15 protein-coding genes are annotated in these 15273 nt (G+C 72.0%); 5 read left to right on the top strand and 10 right to left on the bottom strand.

All coding sequences use genetic code 11. The features are described from left to right. Positions 1 to 22: 22 nt before the first annotated feature. The 9 genes from O7608_RS20350 to O7608_RS20390 form a co-directional block, all read right to left on the bottom strand. Positions 23 to 1063, bottom strand: coding sequence for a zinc-dependent dehydrogenase (locus tag O7608_RS20350; protein ID WP_289206120.1), 1041 nt, complete (start codon positions 1061 to 1063; stop codon positions 23 to 25). After that, positions 1060 to 1527 (bottom strand): PTS mannitol transporter subunit IIA, encoded by a 468-nt coding sequence (locus O7608_RS20355; protein ID WP_289206121.1) that lies wholly within the window; start codon positions 1525 to 1527, stop codon positions 1060 to 1062. Before O7608_RS20355 ends, O7608_RS20350 begins: the two co-directional genes overlap by 4 nt. Continuing rightward, the gene (locus O7608_RS20360) at positions 1520 to 1828 is read right to left on the bottom strand and encodes a PTS sugar transporter subunit IIBC family protein (RefSeq protein WP_282227258.1); all 309 of its coding nucleotides are present in this window, start codon (positions 1826 to 1828) and stop codon (positions 1520 to 1522) included. Before O7608_RS20360 ends, O7608_RS20355 begins: the two co-directional genes overlap by 8 nt. Before the next feature lie 49 nt (positions 1829 to 1877). After that, positions 1878 to 3038, bottom strand: coding sequence for a mannitol-specific PTS transporter subunit IIC (mtlA, locus tag O7608_RS20365; RefSeq protein ID WP_289206122.1), 1161 nt, complete (start codon positions 3036 to 3038; stop codon positions 1878 to 1880). A 27-nt stretch (positions 3039 to 3065) separates the two neighbouring features. Next, entirely contained in the window at positions 3066 to 4052 is a 987-nt protein-coding gene (pfkB, locus tag O7608_RS20370; protein ID WP_289206123.1) for a 1-phosphofructokinase, read from the bottom strand. After that, positions 4049 to 4810 (bottom strand): DeoR/GlpR family DNA-binding transcription regulator, encoded by a 762-nt coding sequence (locus O7608_RS20375; protein ID WP_289206124.1) that lies wholly within the window; start codon positions 4808 to 4810, stop codon positions 4049 to 4051. Before O7608_RS20375 ends, pfkB begins: the two co-directional genes overlap by 4 nt. Positions 4811 to 4955: 145 nt before the next feature. Beyond that, the gene (locus tag O7608_RS20380) at positions 4956 to 5657 is read right to left on the bottom strand and encodes a response regulator (protein ID WP_289206125.1); all 702 of its coding nucleotides are present in this window, start codon (positions 5655 to 5657) and stop codon (positions 4956 to 4958) included. Further along, the gene (locus O7608_RS20385) at positions 5597 to 6871 is read right to left on the bottom strand and encodes a hypothetical protein (RefSeq protein WP_289206126.1); all 1275 of its coding nucleotides are present in this window, start codon (positions 6869 to 6871) and stop codon (positions 5597 to 5599) included. Before O7608_RS20385 ends, O7608_RS20380 begins: the two co-directional genes overlap by 61 nt. 70 nt (positions 6872 to 6941) lie before the next feature. Continuing rightward, positions 6942 to 7682 (bottom strand): histidine kinase, encoded by a 741-nt coding sequence (locus O7608_RS20390; RefSeq protein WP_289206127.1) that lies wholly within the window; start codon positions 7680 to 7682, stop codon positions 6942 to 6944. Positions 7683 to 7814: 132 nt separating this feature from the next. On the opposite strand from O7608_RS20390, the gene O7608_RS20395 reads away from it, so the two are divergent. The 3 genes from O7608_RS20395 (at position 7815) to O7608_RS20405 (ending at position 10612) form a co-directional block, all read left to right on the top strand. Then, positions 7815 to 8831 (top strand): CPBP family intramembrane glutamic endopeptidase, encoded by a 1017-nt coding sequence (locus O7608_RS20395; protein WP_289206128.1) that lies wholly within the window; start codon positions 7815 to 7817, stop codon positions 8829 to 8831. 99 nt (positions 8832 to 8930) lie between these two features. Further along, positions 8931 to 9704, top strand: coding sequence for a sugar transferase (locus O7608_RS20400; protein WP_289206129.1), 774 nt, complete (start codon positions 8931 to 8933; stop codon positions 9702 to 9704). Beyond that, positions 9701 to 10612: an NAD-dependent epimerase/dehydratase family protein gene (locus tag O7608_RS20405; protein WP_289206130.1), complete on the top strand. Its 912-nt coding sequence runs from the start codon at positions 9701 to 9703 to the stop codon at positions 10610 to 10612. The genes O7608_RS20400 and O7608_RS20405 overlap by 4 nt, the downstream gene beginning before the upstream one ends. Here the strand turns inward: O7608_RS20405 and O7608_RS20410 are convergent. Beyond that, on the bottom strand, positions 10579 to 11370 hold the full coding sequence (locus tag O7608_RS20410; RefSeq protein ID WP_289206131.1) for an alpha/beta fold hydrolase: 792 nt from the start codon (positions 11368 to 11370) through the stop codon (positions 10579 to 10581). The two genes, O7608_RS20405 and O7608_RS20410, sit on opposite strands and share 34 nt — an antisense overlap. Positions 11371 to 11545: 175 nt before the next feature. Here O7608_RS20410 and O7608_RS20415 point away from each other — a divergent pair, with 175 nt between their 5' ends. Together O7608_RS20415 and O7608_RS20420 are read left to right on the top strand one after the other, a co-directional pair. Further along, positions 11546 to 14026: a glycogen debranching N-terminal domain-containing protein gene (locus tag O7608_RS20415; RefSeq protein ID WP_289206132.1), complete on the top strand. Its 2481-nt coding sequence runs from the start codon at positions 11546 to 11548 to the stop codon at positions 14024 to 14026. Next, positions 14023 to 15237, top strand: coding sequence for a D-arabinono-1,4-lactone oxidase (locus O7608_RS20420; RefSeq protein WP_289206133.1), 1215 nt, complete (start codon positions 14023 to 14025; stop codon positions 15235 to 15237). Before O7608_RS20415 ends, O7608_RS20420 begins: the two co-directional genes overlap by 4 nt. Positions 15238 to 15273: the final 36 nt, after the last annotated feature.

A 15273-nucleotide genomic window follows, 5' to 3' on the forward strand; every position in this document is an offset into this window, starting at 1 on the left:
GCCTCCTTGGTCCCTGGTGGGGTCAGGGCTCGATGGTGACTTTGATGGCGTCGCCGCGGGCGACCACGTCGAACGCTTCGAGCGCGCGGTCCAGCGGCAGCCGGTGGGTGATCAGGTCGGCGACCGGCACCGCGCCGCTGGCGATCAGCGCGAGCGCTTCGGCGTTGTGCGCCGGGCTGGAGCCGTTGGCGCCGACGATGGTCAGCTCCCGGTAGTGCACCAGGTTGGAGTCACAGGCGATGATCGGCTTGTCCTTCGGCAGACCACCGAAGAAGCTGATCCGGCCCTGCCGGGCGGTCATCTGCAACGCCTGCTCCTGGGCGACACCGGCGGCGGTGGCGGTGATCACCACGTCCGCGCCGCGCCCGTCGGTCAACTTCTTGATCTCGTCGATCACGTCGGTCTCGGCGCCGCAGACGGTGGCGTCGGGGTGGACCAGCCCGGCGGCGAGGTCGAGCCGTTCACGGTTGACGTCGACCAGGAAGACCCGGGCGGCGCCGCGTGAGCGGGCCAGTCGTACGTGCAGGCAGCCGATCGGGCCGGAGCCCATGATCACCACGTCGTCGCCTTCGCCGACCCGGGCCAGGTTCTGCCCGTTGAGGACGCAGGCCAGCGGCTCGGCGACGGACGCCTCGGCGTAGCTGACCCCGTCCGGGATCCGGTTGAGCCCGTCGACCGCGAGGACCTTGGCCGGTACCACCATGTGTTCGGCGAACCCGCCGTCGTAGTGGTATCCCATCGACTCCTGGTTGGGGCAGACCGTCATCCGGCCGCGTCGGCACTCACCGCAGGTGCCGCAGGGGATCGCGGCGATCACCTGGACCCGCTCGCCGACCTGCCAGCCGGTGACCTCGGCACCGACCGCGGCGATCTCGCCGGCGATCTCGTGGCCCATCACCCGGGGTGGGGCGATGTGGTGGTGACCGAAGTTACGGATCTTGACGTCGGTGCCGCAGGTCGAGCAGGCCCGGACGCGGATCAGCACGTCAGCGGGGCCGGGCTGCGGCTCCGGTGCCTCCTCGATCCGGACGTCGCCGGGGGAGTGGAACCGGACGACCTTCATGTGGAGCTCTCCTCTCGCACCGGCGCCAGCAGCCGGAGCACGTCGTCGATGTCGGTGGCCTCGCGCAGCGCGCGGGCGGAGTCGGGTTCGAGCAGGATCTGTGCCAGCGCGGCGAGCAGTTCGACGTGCCCGTCGCCACGGGCCGCGATGGCCACGCAGACCGTCACCGGGAAACCGTCCCAGTCCACCGGTTCCGGGAAGCGCAGCACGGCGAGGGCGTCGCGGCGTACCGCCTCCTTGCTGGCCAGGGTGCCGTGCGGGATCGCCACACCCTCCCCGACGTAGGTGGAGACGGACTGCTCGCGCTGCAGCATCGCGGTGACGTAGTCCGGGGTCACCGCGCCGATCTCGACCAGGACCTCGCCGCACCGGCGGATCGCGGCGATCCGGTCGCCGGCCTGCTCCTGGAGCCGGACGGCCCGGCGCTCGAGCAGAGCGCCGGGGTCCGGTTGGCGGTCAGCCATCGAGCTGGCCGCCCTGCTGCACGGTGGCCACCAGCCGGGCCACGGCGGGGTCGCCGATGAAGATCTGCACCGGGACGATCACCTTGTCGGGTGCGCTGCCCCGGGCCCGGTCGACCAGACCCTGGTGGCAGACGACGACGTCGGCGTCGGCGGGGATCGCGTTGACCGGCGTGTGCTCGACGGTCACCTGGTGCTTCTTGAGCTGCTTGCGTAGCTGGCTGGCGAGCATCACGCTGCTGCCCATGCCGGCGTCGCAGGCGACGACGACCTTGCGGATGTCCTGCGCGTTGATCGATGCCATGGGCCTGGTGCCCTCCGTGGTCGCGGGTGGGTTGCGGTCGTGGACCGGGTCAGTAGGTGGTCGGGGTGGACCGGTAGGCGTGCGCACCTGCGGTGGTGTCGCCGGCCGGGGCGTCGAGGCTGGCAGCCTGCGGCCCGGAGTCCTCCTCGACCGGCTCCTTGCCCTCGCCGCGGCCGAAGCCGAGCAGCACCGAGGCGACCGCGAAGGTGACCGCCGCCGAGATGACCACGCCGAGCAGGACCCCGAACCAGCCACCGCGCGGGGTGACCGCGAAGTAGGCGAAGATGCTGCCCGGAGACGGGGTGGCGACCAGGCCGGCACCGGTGACCATGAAGGTCCAGACCCCGGCGGCACCGCCGGCGATCATGGCCAGGATCAGTCGCGGCTTCATCAGTACGTACGGGAAGTAGATCTCGTGGATGCCGCCGAGGAAGTGGATGATGATCGCCGCCGGGGTGCTGGCCCGCAGCAGCCGGGGCCCGAACAGCAGGAACGCGACCAGCAGACCGAGGCCCGGGCCGGGGTTCGACTCGATCATGAACAGGATCGAGTCACCGTCGGTGGCCGCCTCGGCGACGCCCAGCGGACCGAACACGCCGTGGTTGATCGCGTTGTTGAGGAACAGCACCTTTGCCGGCTCGACCAGGATCGACACGAACGGCAGCAGGCTGTGACCGACCATCCAGTCCACGGCGGAGCCAGCGGCGTCGGTGACTCTCTGCACCACCGGCCCGATTACCCAGGTGCCGATCAGCGCCATGCCGCCGCCGATGATGCCGGCGGAGAAGTTGTTGATCAGCATCTCGAAACCGGCCGGGATCTTCTCCTCGATCAGGTTGTCGAAGAGCTTCAACAGGTACGCGGTCAGCGGGCCGACGATCATCGCGCCGAGGAACATCGGGATGTCGGCGCCGACGATGATGCCGACCGTGGCGACCGCGCCGACCACCGCGCCGCGCTGGCCGTGCACCAGCCGGCCACCGGTGTAGCCGATCAGGATCGGCAGCAGCGTCAGGATCATCGGGTCGACCAGTTCGGCCATGGTCGCGTTCGGGATCCAGCCGGTGGGGATGAACAACGCGGTGATCAGACCCCAGGCGATGAACGCGCCGATGTTGGGCATCACCATGCCGGCGAGGTAGCCGCCGATTCTCTGCACGCTGGCCTTGAACCCGGTGCCCTGCACCTGGGGTGTGTAGTCGGTGGCCATGGTTGCGGTGCTCCTTCTATGTGGGGGTTAGGGGTAGGTGACAGGTGTGTGGGTCCCGAGGTGTCGGGACACCTCGGGAGCACGAGGCGCCGGAGACCGACGGGCTGGCGGGTGCAGGCGTACCGTGTCCCGGCGCAGGTCGGCCGGTCCGGGCATCCGGCTGCCGGGCAGGCTGACCGCCGCCGCTCCCCAGGCGAGCCCTTCGGCGAGTGCGTCGGGGCCGGCGGCACCGGCGGCGAGGAAACCGGCCAGCATCGCGTCGCCGGCACCGACCGTGCTGCGGGGCTGCGCCACCGGGGAGTCGCCGGTGTGTACGCCGTCGGCGTCGATCAGCACGGCACCCTGCGCGCCGAGGCTGGCCAGTACGGTGCCCGCGCCCCAGGCCCGCACCTGCTGCGCGGCGTCCACCACGTCGTCGAGGGTGTCCAGCGGCCGCCCGACGACCTCGGCCAGCTCCTCCCGGTTCGGCTTGACCAGCGCGGCGCCGGCCTGCGCGGCGGTCCGCAGCGGTGGGCCGCTGGTGTCCACGGCCAGCCGCAGTCCGGCGTCGACGAGCCGGCGGCACAGCTGGCCGAAGTCGTCGAGCGCCAGCCCCGGTGGCAGGCTGCCGCAGACGACCACCCAGTCGGCCCGCTCGGCGGTGTGCAGCAGCCGGGCCGTCACCGCCTCGAACTCCGCCGCGCTCAGCGTCGGACCGGGTTCGTTGACCTTGGTGACGGTGCCGTCCGGTTCCGCCAGGGTGAGGTTGGACCGGGTGCGTCCGGCGATCGCGACGGTGATGACCTCGACGCCCTCCACCGCGAGGAGCCGGACGAGTTGTTCGCCGTCGTCGCCGCCGCACGGCAGGACCGCGACGGTCGGTACGCCGTTGGCCAGCAGCGCCCGGGACACGTTGACGCCCTTGCCGCCGGGGTCGAGCCGGGTGCCGGTGGCCCGGATGACCTCACCTCGGACGAGGTCGTCGACCTCGACGGCGCGGTCCAGGCTCGGGTTGAGGGTGAGGGTGAGGATCACGCCCGCACCACCCGGGGTCCGGCGGTCTCGACCTCGGCGACGAGGTCCTCGTTGAGGCCGGTGTCGGTGATCAGCAGATCGATGTCGGCCAGCCGGCCGAACCGGGCCAGGTAGTCGTTGCCGATCTTCGTGTGGTCGGCGAGCAGGACCGAGCGCCGGGCGGCGCCGATCATCGCCCGCTTGACCGCCGCTTCCGCCGGGTCCGGGGTGGTCAGGCCGCGTTCCACCGAACATCCGTTGGTGCCGATGAAGGCGACGTCGACGTAGATGTCGGCCAGCGGCCGTAGCGCCCAGTCGTCGACCGTGGCCATGGTCCGGCTGCGTACCCGCCCGCCGAGGAGCAGCACCTGCAGGTTGTTGCGGACGCTGAGGGTGGTGGCCAGCGTCGGTGAGTTGACCACGACGGTCAGCTCCCGGTCGGTGGGCAGGATAGCCGCCAACCGTGCGGTGGTGCTGCCGGCGTCGAGGATGATGGCGCCTTCCACCGGGAGTTCGGCGAGCGCGGCCTTGGCGATGCGCTCCTTCTCGGTGGTCAGGACCGCGTCGCGGGTGGCCAGCGCAGGTTCGAAGCCGATGCGCTCGACCGGGATGGCGCCGCCGTGCACCCGCCGCAGGACGCCGGCCCGCTCCAGGGTGGTGAGATCACGCCGGATCGTCTCGGCGGTCACGTTCAGTGACTCGGCGAGCGCGGTCACGTCGACCCGGCCCTCGGTACGGGCGAGCCGGACGATCTCCTGTTGCCGCTCCTCGGCGTACATGTGGTTTCACCGCCGTTTCGTTTTGCTTCAGGTTTGTTTACGCCCGCTTGTGTGGGATGTCAAGGGCTGAATCTGGAGAAGTTCGATCTTGACCGCTCGGTTGACCTGCGGTCGGACGACCGCCCACCGCGCTAGGGGTACCGGCTCAACGCCGGGGGCTGACCAGACCGGCGTCGTAGGCGACGATGGTGGCCTGCACCCGGTCGCGGACCCCGAGCTTGCCCAGTACCGCGTTGACGTGGGACTTGACGGTGCCCACCCCGACCCCGAGCCGGGCAGCTGCCTCCGCGTTCGACAGCCCCTGCGCGACCAGCCGCAGCACCTCGCGTTCGCGCGGGGTCAGGCCGGCCACCGCAGGCGGCGGCGCGGCCGCCCCGGCCGGACCCGCCACGAACGCCGCGATGAGTCGGCTGGTGACCGCTGGCGCGAGCAGCGACTCCCCACCGGCGACGATCCGGATCGCGGTCAGCAGCTGGTTGGGTTCGGCGTCCTTGAGCAGGAAGCCCGACGCGCCGGCCCGCAACGCCTCGAACACGTAGACGTCCAGGTCGAACGTGGTCAGCACGAGCACCCGGGGGCCGCCTCGCGCGGTCAGCAGCCGGGTGGCGGTGATCCCGTCCATGCCGGGCATCCGGATGTCCATCACCACCACGTCGGGGCGCAGCCGCTCAGCCGCGTCGACCGCCGTCGCGCCGTCGGCGGCGGTGCCGACGACCGTCAGGTCGGGTTCGGCGTCGATGATGGCGACGAACCCCGCCGCCACCACCGGCTGGTCGTCGTCGACGATCACCCGGATACCGATGTCGTCACCTCCTGGTGCGCCGGTGGCCGCTGGTACGGCAACCACACCTGTAGTGTGCCGCCCGGTGCGACGCGGCAGACCCCGGCCAGCGCCTCGGCCCGGGCCCGCAGCGCCGCGACGGTGGGGTCGCGTACCGCCGCCGCGACGCCACGGACCTCTAGGTAGAGACAGGGCTCCGGGCCGAGCGCCACCCGGACCTGGGCGGGGCCGGTGTCGCCGGCGGCCAACGCGGCCTCCGCCAGCCGGTACGCACAGACGTCGAGCGCCACCGGCAGGGTGTCCGCGCGGTCGGGCAGGTACGTGGTGACCGGCCGCCCGGCGGCGCGGTACGCGGCGGCGAGCGCGGTCAGGTCCACTGTCGTCGGCTGCGGGGCCCGGTCGTCGGCGTCGGCGACCGGTGCCCCGTCGTCGCCGGTCGCGGTACCCCGCAGACCGACCAGCAGGTCCCGCATCGCCGCCAGGGCGGACCTGGCCACGGCGGCGACCTCGTCCAGTTGGGCCACCGGATCGGCGGCCGGCGGGCGCCCCGCCACGGCGGCGACCTCGGCGGCGCGGGGCAGCACCCGCTCGTCGAGCTGCGCGGCGATCCGGCGCCGGGCGGCGTAGGCGACGCTGTCGGCGGCGACGTTCGCCGTCAGGATCGCCGTCCGTTCGCCGTGCAGCACCCGCCCGCGCCGGCGCCGCATCACCACACCCGCCGCCCAGACGACGGCGAACCCGGCGCCGAGCAGCACCGCGAAGACGATCGTGGCGATGCCCGCCGTCACGACGGTGACCGCCGTCGGCACGGGCTGACCATCCGCTCCGAAGCCGACGTCCGCGCCCGGGTCGACGTCGTCGACCAGGCCGATCGCGACGGCGAGGCCGATCACCAGAGCGCTCGCCGGTACCGCCAGCCAGCTGACCCGTGCCGTCGTGCGGGTGGCCACCGTCCAGATCGCCACGGCCTCGGCCAGGCAACCGGCCAGCAACACCGTCACCACGTCACCGGAGGGCAGGAGCCCGACCCCGATCGCCAGCGGCCACGCCAGTGTGGTGCCGGTGGTGGCGGCCAGCACCGGCCACGGCGCCCGCCGCCGCCACGGAAGCGCGGCGGCATGCGCCACCAGCAGCGCGAGCAGTACCAGCACCGGTCCCGGCCCGTCCCGTTGCAGCACCGGCCAGTCGAGGGCGACGACACCGACCGGCAGCGCGATCGCCAACATGGTCAACGCCAGGTCGGTCAGGTCTGGGCCGCCGGCGCGGGTGCGGCGACCCATCGCCGGGTCAGCCGTCGGCAGGTCCAGCCGGACCTGCCAGCCGCCGTCGTCGGTGGGTCCGGCGGTGAGGTCACCACCGAGCGGTCGCGCACGTTCCCGGACGCCGGCCAGCCCGCTTCCCGAGCCGATGACGTCGTCGTCGGCGGGGCGGGTGCAGGGCCTGCCCGGCCAGGTCCGGCCGGCTGGCGGTCAGCCGCCGGGCGGCGGTGACGGTGACCACCACGGCGGTCAGGTGGTGGGCGCTGACGTCGTGCAGTTCGCAGGCCAGCCGGTGTCGCTCCCGGGCGGCGGCCTGCTGCTGGGCGAGTCGTGCCGTGGCGAGCGCGGCGGCGGCCTGTCGTCGACCGAGCCGCCACCGTTGCCGGCTGTGACCGAGTCCGACCGTCAGCAGGTAGCTCACCGTGCTGAGTCCGATGGCGCCAGCGGCGTCGCCGGTGGCGCCGTAGCTGAGCAGCATGGCGACGACGCTGCCGATACCGAACAGGCTGGCGGCGGCCAGGGCGCGGTCGAGCGGCCGGTGTGCGGCGACGGAGAACAGGGCCACCAGTTCGGCGACGCCGATCACGGCCAGCGCGTCCTGGGGTGTCCCGGCGGTCCCGGCCCAGAGCGTGACCGCCACCGCCGCGCAGCAGGGGTACGGCGCCCGGACCCGCCAGACCAGCGCGACCGAGACCACAGTGGTCGCCGCGACGGCGACCACGACGCCGACCGGAGCCGGCCGCGCACCGCCGACCAGCGGCCCGACCGGCCAGTAGGCCAGCTGCCCGGCCGCCAGTACGGCCGGCAGCAACCAGCGTCGCCATCCGTTCATGTCGCGCCGACAATAGAGGTCCGCCGGTCACCCGGCCCACTTCGGGTGGAGCCGGTCCCTATCCACGGGAAGAGGCGGGATTCGTGCCGGCGGACGATGCCCGGCCCGGTCCGGGGCGGCAGGCTCGACGACATGACCCCGATGTCCTACCCACCCCCTGCGGCACCGGCGCGACCCTGGCGCATCGCGGCTCCCGCTGGCACCCCGTACCACCGGCTGGCCGCGACCGATGTCCATCGCTGGTGGCGGCCGCTGCTGGGCACCGGCGCGGTGCTGGTCTCCTTCCTTGCGGTGCAGGTCGCGCTGATCATCGTGTTCATGATCGTCGCCTTCGTGCTCGACGCGCCCCGCGACGCCGACGGGCTACCGGTCCTGCCGCCGCTCGCCGAGACGGCGTACGCCTTGCTCGGGATCGCCGCCGGGTTGCCGCTGGTCCTGGTGGCCGCCTGGCTGATCCAGCGTCGCTCACCGGGCAGCGTCTCCTCGGTCGTCGGCCGGATCCGGTGGTCCTGGCTGGGGCGGTGCCTGCTGATCGCCCTGCCCGTGGTCGTCGGGTTGCTGGCCGGCACGTACGGACTGATGGCGTTGACCGGCGCCGACACCGGCGTCGACGACGTCGACTGGGTCGGTGTCACGATGTTCGTGACCAGCGCGGTGATGCTGCTGGCACTGGTGCCGCTGCAGGCCGCAGCCGAGGAGTACCTCTGTCGGGGCTGGCTGCTGCAGGCGGTCGGGGCGTATCTGCGCGGCCCGTGGCCGGCGATCGTGATCCAGGCGGTGCCGTTCGCTCTCGCGCACGGTTGGGGCACCACCTGGGGCTTCCTGGACCTGCTGCTGTTCGCGGTGGTCACCGGGTGGCTGACGGTCCGTACCGGTGGGCTGGAGGCCGCCGTCGCGCTGCACGTGGTGAACAACCTCGTCGCGATGCTGCTCGCCGGTGCGCTCGGTCAACTGACCATCGAGGAGACGGCGACCGACGCACCGTGGCAGATGCTCGTGGTCGACGCTCCGTTGCTGATCGGTTATGCCGTCGTGGTCGCCTGGCTGGCTGGGCGGCGAGGGCTGGACCGTACGACGCCGTCGGTGGTTCGGCACTCCGGTGAGCCGGCTGCGCTGACCGGTCCGCTCGGCGGCACTCGACCGCATTAGTGCTGACTGCGGTAGTTGCGGCAAAGGTCGTACTTGGAGATGTTTTGTCTGTTAGAAAGCCTTATTGGTTGAGTAGCTTCCACTGAAGGGGCGCGTCCCATGGCCACGCCAACACTGCGGTCCGCCGACCGGGTTCTGCCCACCGCGGCGGCCCGGCTGCGCCGCTACGACAGGGTCAAGCGGGTGATCGACGTACTCGGCGCGGTGACCGCCCTGGTCGTCGCGGCCCCGGTGATGGCGGTGGTCGCCGTGGCGATCCTCATCCGGCTGGGGCGGCCGGTCCTCTTCCGACAGGTCCGTCCCGGCCGGGACGGTGAACTGTTCGAGATCATCAAGTTCCGCACGATGCGTACCGTGGACCCGGCCCGTGGCCTGGTCGACGACGCCGACCGGCTGACCAGCTTCGGTCACTGGCTGCGGGCGACCAGCCTCGACGAGCTCCCTGGACTGTGGAACGTGCTGCGTGGCGAGATGAGCCTGGTGGGGCCCCGTCCCCACCTGGTCAAGTACCTCGACCTCTACACGCCGTGGCAGGCCCGCCGGCACGAGGTGCGGCCGGGCATCACCGGGCTGGCCCAGGTCCGCGGCCGCAACGCCCTGGCCTGGGAGGACAAGTTCGCCTACGACATCGAGTACGTGGACAACCGCAGCCTGCGGCTCGACCTGCGGATCCTGGCCGAGACCGTACGGGTGGTCCTGCGGCGCGAAGGTATCGCCGCCCCGGGCACGGTGACCTGGCACGAGTACACCGGCCCACCGGCGGACGCGGCCGGTGGGCCGACCGACGCCGGGTGCACGACCCCGTCCACCGACGCCCGAGGTGCCGGCCCGTCGCTGGCGCGTTCGTCGTCGGCCCGCGGGTGCGGCAGTTGACGACGGGGCCGACGGTCCTGCTGTTCGGTGCCTCCGGGCTGCTCGGCCGCAGGGTGCACGCCGCGCTCGGTGTCGACCTGCGGGTGTGCGCACCGGCGCGGGCCGGCTGCGACCTTGCCGCCGCCGACCCGGTGGCCCTGGCCGACCTGCTGGCCACGGTCCGCCCCGACGTGGTGGTCAACTGCGCCGGCCGTACCGACGGTGGTGGCACCGACCTGCTGCGGATCCACGTTCTGGCGCTCGCCCGGCTGATCGAGGCGATGGCGACGACCGTACCCGGGGCGCGGTTGATCCGGCTCGGTTCGGCGGCCGAGTACGGCATCGTCGCATCCGCGACGCCGGTGGCCGAGGACCATCCGGCCCGTCCGGTCAGCGCCTACGGTCTCAGCCACCTGACCGCCACCCAGCTGGGGGAGCTGGCCGGCCGCGAGGCCGGGGTGGAGGTGGTGACCCTGCGGGTGTTCAACCCGGTCGGGCCGGGGCTGTCCCCGCAGAGCGTCCTGGGCCGAGCCGCGGCCCTGCTGCGGGTCGGCGACGGCGCGCCGCTGGAGATCGGGTTGACCGACAGCGTGCGGGACTTCGTCGACCTGCGCGACATCGCGTCCGCGGTACGGGCCGCCGTACTGGCCGGCGCGCTGCCGGTGCGACTGTTCAACGTCGGTTCCGGGCACGCCGTCGACGTCCGCGACGCCGTGGTCGCCCTGGCCCGTATCGCCGGCCACAGCGGTGAGCTGCGGCCCGGCGCGTTCACCGCGACGGCGGGCCGCTCAGCGGCGGTGCCGTGGATGTGCGCCGACACCAGCCGCATCCGGCAGGTGCTCGGCTGGTCACCCAGCTACGACCTGGCGGACTCGTTGAAGGCACTCTGGGTCGATCACCAGGACGCCGGCCCCCACAGTCGCAGGTAACGGCTGATCATCGCGTTGGTCTGCCGGGGCACTTCGAACTGGAAGAAGTGGCCGGAGCCGGCGACCTGGCCGATCACGGCGTCGGGCACCAACTGCCGCAGCCGGCCGTAGTCGCCGAACGGGGCCGGACCGCCGATGTAGAGCAGCCGCCGCCCCCATGCGGTCAGCGCCGCGTCACCACCTGCCTCCACGAAGCCGGCGAGCCCGTCGAGGGTCGCGGCGGCCACCGTGTCGCTGGGACGCAGCATCTGGTCGATCGTCCAGTCCACCAGCCGCGGGTCCGACTCCGGGATGAAGAACGACCGGATGATGTCGATGCGAGCCTGGCGGGGATCGTCGCCGCGGATCGACTCGGCCAGCGCCGCGACCTGTTCCGAGGTGCCGGGCGGCACCGCCACCGACGCGTCGAGCAGCAGCAGCGCGGCGACCCGGTCGGTCGCCTCGGCGGCGGCGGCCAGCGACCAGACCCCACCCATGCTGTGCCCGATCAGTACCACGTCGGTCATGTCCAGTTCGACCATCAGTTGCCGCAGGTCGGCCCCGAGCTCGGCGACGGTGAAGCCGCGGTCACCGGCCGGGCTCGCGCCGTGGCCGCGCATGTCGACGGAGATCACCCGGCGTCGCCAACTGGCCAGGTGGGCCGCGATCGGCTTCATGAACCGGTGGTTGCAGCACCATCCGTGCACCAGTAGGACGTCCTGACGGCCCCGGCCGGTCTGCCAGTAGCGCATCCCGGCGGCGGTACGGTCGTGAGTCACGTGGTCCTCCTCGCGTTGACGTCCAGGATTCGATGACTTTCAGTAGTCATTGTGCCGCATTTGGTGACGGTGGGCATCCGGGGTTCAGGTGGTGCGACATCCGATCGCCCCGCCGGGGCACGTTCACCCTGACCGGGTGATGACCGCTGCCCGTCGCGGCGGTGATGCTGTCGCCATGACCGACGCGCTCGACACCTTCTTCGACGCGATCGGCGACGAACGGCGGGTGCCGCCGCCGGCCAGCGGCACCATCCAGTTCAACCTCGTCGACGACGAGCAACGGGTACGTACCTGGGCGGTCACCTACCGCGAGGGCAGAGCGGTGGTCGACCATCGGCCGCCGCAGCGGGTCGACTGCACGATCGACGCGCCGCAGCGGACCTTCCAGGCACTCATCGAGGGCCGCGAGAACGTCATCTCGCTGTTGCTGCGCAACGGGGTGTCGGTCCGTGGCCACCTGCCGCTGTTCCTGATCTTCCGGCGGCTGCTGCCGCCGCACGCCGACACCGCCGGCGCGCCGTCGCGGGCCAGGCCGATCGAGGCCGGCCAGCGGGCCGCCACCGCGGTCGACCGGCCGGTGAGCATTCTCTACGGCAACCTGTTCATGATCAGCGACCGACGGGGCGACATCGCGCCGACGCCGTACGCGCCGTTCGGCCTGTTCTTCTACGACACCCGGTTCCTGTCCCACTGGCGGCTGACCGTCGACGGGCAGCGGATGCACACCCTTTCCATCGACGATCTGCAGTACTTCGAGTCGCGGTTCTTCCAGGTGCCCGGCGAACCGACGCACTACGTCGACGCCGACCTGTCGGTGTTCCGCCACCGCTGGGTCGGCGACGCCTTCACCGAACAGATCGCGGTGTTCAACCACCGGGAGGAGCCGGTGCGGCTGCGGCTGCGGATCGAAGCCGCCGCCGACTTCGCCGAGGTGCTGGAGGTCAAGGACGGCTACCACACCGACCGGGAGATCGTCGTGACGGTCGAGCAGGACGCGCTGCGGTTCCGCTACGAACGGGACACGTTCTTCCGCGAGACGATCCTGTCCAGTAGTGTCGCCGCCCAGGTCGACCCGGGTGGGATGACCTTCGAGCTGTCCCTCGACGCCCACGACACCTGGTGCACCGACCTGACGGTGAAGACCTTCATCCGTGGGGCCGGCAACCGCGACCTGCGGGAAAGCCTGCGCAGCTACGCCGAGCGGCCCAAGCCGCAGGTGCACCAGGAACTCGACGAGTGGGTAGCCAGCGCGCCGACGCTCACCTGCGACTACCCGCCGCTGCGCGACGCGTACCGGCGCAGTGTGGTCGACCTCGGTGCGCTGCGTTATCCCGGAGTGAACTTCCGCGAGATGCTGCCGGCCGCCGGGATGCCCTGGTTCATGACCTTCTTCGGCCGCGACAGCCTGATCAGTTGTCTGCAGTCGTTGCCGTTCGTTCCCAGCTCGTCCGTTCCCGCGCTGCGCATCTGCGCCCTGGCGCAGGGCACCCGGGACGACCCGTTCCGTGCCGAGCAGCCGGGGAAGATCCCCCAGGAGAGCCGCTACGGCGAGTCCGCCCTGTTCGACGAGGTGTCCCACGCCGCGGACTTCTCCGCCGCCGACACCACCCCGCTGTTCGTCGTGCTGCTCGACGAGTACGAACGGTGGACCGGTGACACCGCGCTGGTGCGTAGCCTGGAGTTCGAGGCTCGGGCCGCGCTGGACTGGATCGACCGGCACGCCGACCTGGTCGGCACCGGCTACGTCTGGTACGGGCCCCGCGAGACCCGCACCGGGTTGCTCAACCAGAGTTGGAAGTGCTCACCCGGATCGGTCGCGTTCCAGGACGGGCGGGCGGCGACGTTCCCGCAGGCGACCTGCGAGATCCAGGGCTACGTCTACGACGCCCGGTTGCGCGGTGCCCGACTCGCCCGGACCTGCTGGGGCGATCCGGAGTTCGCCGAGCGGCTCGAACGTCAGGCGGCGCAGCTGCGGCAGCGGTTCAACCGGGACTTCTGGATCGCCGACCGTGGCTACTTCGCACATGCCCTGCAGGCCGACGGCGCCCAGGTGGACGCGCTCACCTCGAACATCGGCCACCTGCTGTGGAGTGGCATCGTCGAGCCGACCAAGGCCCGATCCGTGGTGCGCCATCTGATGAGCCCGCAGCTGTTCTCCGGCTGGGGGGTGCGGACCCTGGCCACCACTGCCCAGGGGTTCAACCCGGTCGGCTACCACACCGGTACGGTGTGGCCGTTCGACAACTCTCTGATCGCCTGGGGCCTGCGCCGCTACGGCTACCGTACGGAAGCCGCCCGGGTGGCCTGCGCGGTGCTGGAGGCGGCCCGGTACTTCGAGGCGCGGCTGCCGGAGACCTTCGCCGGCTACGACCGTTCCCTGACCAAGTATCCCGTACCGTACTCGGCCGCTGGCACCCCGCACGCGACGTCGGCCGGCGCGACGCTGCTGTTCCTGCGGGTCCTGCTCGGCCTGGAGCCCTACGAGGGGGACCTGATCGTCGACCCCGCCGTGCCGGAGGAGATGGGGCACATCGAACTGCACGACATCCCGGGCCGGTGGGGACTGGTGGACGCGCTCGGCCGGGGCCGGCACGACCTGGGCCGCCCCCGCCGGCGCAGCCGCCGGCCCGGTGATCCGCTGCGGGCGGCGTTGTGACAGCCGGTGCGACGACCACCCGGGCGACCTGGCGCAACTGGTCCGGGGGCCTGTGCTTCACACCGGACACCGTCGCCCGGCCGGAATCGGTGGCCGCGGTGAGTCGGACACTGCGTGCGGCGGCGGCCCGGGGCATGACGGTACGGCCGGTCGGGGCCGGGCACTCCTCCGCCCCGTTGGTGCGCACCGACGACGTGCTGATCCGGGTCGACGGGCTGCCGACGGGGGTGCTGGCACCGCCGGTCGACGGCCAGGTCTGGGTGGGTGCCGGTACCCGGCTGCACGAGCTGGAGGAGATACTGCGTCGGCACGGCCTGACCGTGCCGAACCTGGGTGACGTGGACACCCAGGCGATCGCCGGCGCGGTCGGCACCGCCACCCACGGCAGTGGTCTGGGGCTACCGAGCCTGTCGGCGCAGGTCACCGGGGTACGACTGGTGGGCGCCGACGGTGCGGTGCGGCAGATCGACGCCGCGAACGATCCGCACCTGCTGCGGGCCGTGCAGGTCTCGCTCGGCGCTCTCGGCGTGTTCACCGCCGTCCGCACCAGGGTGGTGCCCGCCTTCCACGCCCGGCGCCGTGAGTGGGGACTGCCGGTCGAGGAGTGCCTGGCCACCTTCGACGAACTGCTGAAGGTCAACCGCAACGTCGACTTCTACTGGTATCCCCGCCGCGACGACGCGCACCTGCGTACCGTGAACCCGGTGGCCGACGACCCTGGGCCGAGCCCGCCGCCGCCCAGCGGATGCAGTGAGGACCGGACCGGTTCCAGTGGCGCGGCGCTGATCAAACGGCGCTCGTTGCGGTTCCACGAGATGGAGTACTACGTCGCGGCGGAGGCGGGCCCGTCCTGTTTCCAGGAGGTCCGCGACCGGATTCGTGCCCGGCACCGCCAACACGCCGCCTGGCGGGTGCTGTACCGCTACGTCGCGGCGGACGACGCGTACCTCAGCCCGGCGTACCGGCGCGACAGCGTCACCATCTCGGTGCACCAGAACGAGACGGTGCCCTACCGTGAGTTCTTCGCCGACATCGAACCGATCTTTCTCGCCTACGGCGGCCGGCCGCACTGGGCGAAGATCCACCAGCTGCAGGGCTCCGAGCTGCGGGCACGGTACCCGCAGGCGGACCGGTTCCTGGCCGCGCGTGACCAGCTGGATCCGGACGGTCGATTCCTCAACGACTATCTGCGGCGGTTGCTGGGCCTGTGACGGATGCCGCCACCCGCGACGGTCCGGCTCATGCCG

The organism is Solwaraspora sp. WMMA2056 (assembly GCF_030345095.1).
Lineage (GTDB): Bacteria > Actinomycetota > Actinomycetes > Mycobacteriales > Micromonosporaceae > Micromonospora_E.